Origin of the sequence: Kitasatospora sp. NPDC056531 (genome assembly GCF_042794375.1) — a bacterium.
Classification (GTDB): domain Bacteria; phylum Actinomycetota; class Actinomycetes; order Streptomycetales; family Streptomycetaceae; genus Kitasatospora.
This window is the reverse complement of the sequence record NZ_JBHTTU010000206.1, coordinates 1843-4916: the sequence shown is the minus strand read 5'-3', so window position 1 is coordinate 4916 and position 3074 is coordinate 1843. Positions and strand designations below refer to the sequence as shown.

Sequence of the window (3074 nt, the reverse complement as noted above, 5' to 3'; positions counted from 1 at the left end):
AAGCAGGCCGCGGTGGTGCTCCCGCGCTCCAGCCGGGGCGACCCGACGGCAGCGGACAGCGTGTACGGCACCCGGACCAGGTCGTAACCGAAGGTCCCCGCCACCCCGCCGAACGTTCCCACCACCAGCGAGCCGTGCGGCCGCCGGTAACGGGGGCTACGGGCCGTTGCCACGGTGATGACGGTGAGCAGCGCCAAGCCGGGGACGGTGATCGACCAGAACCAGAGGCGGAACGGCCCCAGGCCGTACGCCCAGCTCAGCAGAGGTACGACCGGCAGCAGACCGAGAAGCGCACAAAGAACCGCCACACCTCGCGCGCGGAGCCCTGACATGGGGGCGCGGACCACTGGACTCACCAGCTGTGAGGTGCGAGTTTCTCCTGGTGCCTGCTCGGCCATTCGAGACCCGCTCAAACTTGCCCCTTTGTCACCATTTCACGGGCAAACGAGTGCGGCAAGTGGCGGTGTTTCCTGCTGCTGTCCTGCTGCTACCGGCGGTACGCCGACCACGCGGGAGCGATCGCCGACTACGCCGGGCTATTGGTGCACGCAGCGCCGCAAAACCGTGGCAGCTGTGGTCATGTTGACCTCCATGCCCGCCACTCCCCCGGGTTCCGGCGCCACGTCGCCTGCCTGCTCGAGGGAACCGCCGAACCGGTCCACGCGGACATCCCCGGCCCGGTGCCGCGCCGGCCGGTGCCGCGATAGGCCTCGCGGCACCGACGGACGGCGGGACTGCCCGGACCCGGGCGAATCAGGTCACCAGGTGACCGGGACGGCGGCCGCCATGATGGCCATCCGGTTGGGGTGCCACGGGACCTCGGCGGCCGGCACGGCCAGGCGCAGGCCGGGGAAGCGCCGCAGGAGGACCCGGAAGGCGACATCGGACTGCCTGCGCACCAGGTGGGCACCGGGGCAGTGGTGGCGGCCGTGGCCGAAGCGCAGATGGGGGTTGGGCGAGCGGGCGGGCTCGAACCGCTCGGCGTCGGCGAACGCGTCGGGGTCGAAGTTGGCGGCGTCCAGGGAGAGCAGGATCAGGTCGCCGGTCTTGACCCGCGCGCCGCCCAGGGAAGTGTCCTGGGTGACGAAGCGCGGGATCGCGTTGCCGAGGACGACGCTGCACCTCAGCAGTTCCTCGACGTGCTGGGGCGTCGCCTCGGGGTCCTCCCGCAGCGCGGCCATCGTTTCGGGGTGCTGGAGGAGGTTGAACGCGGCGACGCCCAGGAAGCTCGCGAAGTCCTCGTAGCCGCTGACGAACAGCACGGCGACGATGTTGGACAACTGCCGTTCGTCCAGGCCCTGGTGGAGGGTGTTCAGATCGGCGAGCCGATCGGCGAGGCCGCGCGGGCGCCCGGGGGTGCGGGCGGCCATGAAGGCCGCCGTGTAGGCGCGGATCTCCTCCCAGTTGACGGCGAGTTCCTCGTCGGAGTACGTCGCCATGGTGAGGTCCTTGTCGGCGCGCTCGGCGAGCCACTCGCGGTCCTCGAAGGGCAGGCCGAGCAGCCGGCACAGGCACTGCGCGGCGACCCACTCGGCGAAGTGCCGCTGCAGGTCGCCCGGCGCACCCTCGGCGACCATCCGCTCCAGGCCTTGCCCGGTGACCTCGGCGACCCAGTCGGCGGGCAGTTCGGGCTGGTTGCGGCCGAGCGCGGCGAGCACCTCGTCCCGCAGCCCGGCCTGCTGGAGGTGGTTCATGGCGTCCATCAGTTCGGGCGCCAGGATCGGGGCGTCCTGGGTGGGGCTGTCGTCCTCACCGAGCACGGAGCGGGCGAAGGCGCGGTCGCGCAGGACGTCGCGGGCCAGGTCGTAGCCGGTGACCAGCCACGCCTCGCCGCCGGAGTTGGTCCTGACCCGGGCGACGGGGCAGCGGCTGCGCAGTTCGTCCAGTTCGGGGGCGAGACGGTCGCCGTCGGTGCTGAACGGGTAACGCGGCAGAGGCCGGTCGTCCGGGGTGTCGTCGGTGGTGGCGGGAGCCTGGGGTGCGCTCACGTGGCGCGGTCCTTTCTGAGCGGAGTCGGAGGTGTGGGGCGGGGGTTCCGTCGTCACCAGCGCACCGGCAGGCGGGCGGGAGCGCGCAGTGGGGTGGTCTCGTCCCAGGGCAGCGACTCGGCGGGCTCGGCGAGTTCGATGTCGGGCAGCTCCTCCAGCAACACCTTGATCACGGTGGCCAGTTGCATGCGGGTCAGGTGCGCGCCGGTGCAGGCGTGCGGGCCGTGGCCGAAGGCGATGTGCGGGTTGGGCGTGCGGGCGAGGTCGAGGCGGTCGGGGTCGGTGAACGCCTCGGGGTCGCGGTTGGCGGAGGCGGGCACCGGGACGACGGCGTCGCCGGCCCGGATGTGCTGCCCGTGGAGGGTGAGGTCCTCCTCGGCGACCAGGATGTTGATCGCGTTCATCAGCGGGACGTGGCGCAGCAGTTCGTCCACGGCGGTGGGAATCCCGGAGGGTTCGTCGCGCAGCCGGCGGAGCTGGTCGGGGTGGGTGAGGAGGGTGAGCAGGGCGTTGCCGGTGTGCTGCACGTTGGTCTTGTAGCCGGCCATGAGCATGGTGACGACGAAGCTGACGACGTCGTCCCTGGTCAGCTCACTGCCGGGGCGGCGGCTCTCGGCGAGGAGCAGGCGGATGTAGTCCTCGCCCCCGTCCTCCTGTTCCTTGCCTTCCTGTTCCTTGCGGGCGATCAGCTGCGAGGCGTAGTCCTGTAGGGCGTTCAGGGCGGCGAGGATCTCGTCCATCGTCAGCCCGGCGGCGCCGAGCAGGGTGAGGGTGTGCGGGAGGTAGCGGTCGCGGTCCTCGTGCGGGAGGCCGATGGTCTCGCACAGCACGCGCAGCGGCAGCGGTTCGACGTAGGCGGCCACGAGGTCGGCCGTGCGGTCGGGTGCGGCGGCCCTCATCGTGTCGATCAGCTCCTGCGCGATGGCGCGGATGCGGGGCCGCATGAACTCCAGGCGCCCGCGGCCGAACAGCGGCAGGACGACGCGGCGTACGCGCTCGTGGTGCTCGCCCGTCATCTCCAGGAAGGTCGGCAGGCACGGCGGCGGTACGTCGCCGCCCCCAACGGGCGGCCAAGCGGACAGCGGG

General features: G+C 71.9%; 3 protein-coding genes. All 3 read right to left on the bottom strand.

The genetic code is table 11. The features are described 5' to 3' along the window. On the bottom strand, positions 1–308 hold a 308-nt coding region (locus ACFQ87_RS44225), incomplete at its 3' end, for a hypothetical protein (RefSeq protein WP_380616710.1). 450 nt (positions 309–758) lie between these two features. Then, complete coding sequence (locus tag ACFQ87_RS44220) at positions 759–1988, bottom strand: cytochrome P450 (RefSeq protein ID WP_380616709.1); 1230 nt, start codon at positions 1986–1988, stop codon at positions 759–761. Positions 1989–2041: 53 nt separating this feature from the next. After that, the coding region (locus tag ACFQ87_RS44215) for a cytochrome P450 (RefSeq protein WP_380616708.1) at positions 2042–3074 on the bottom strand (1033 nt) is incomplete at its 5' end.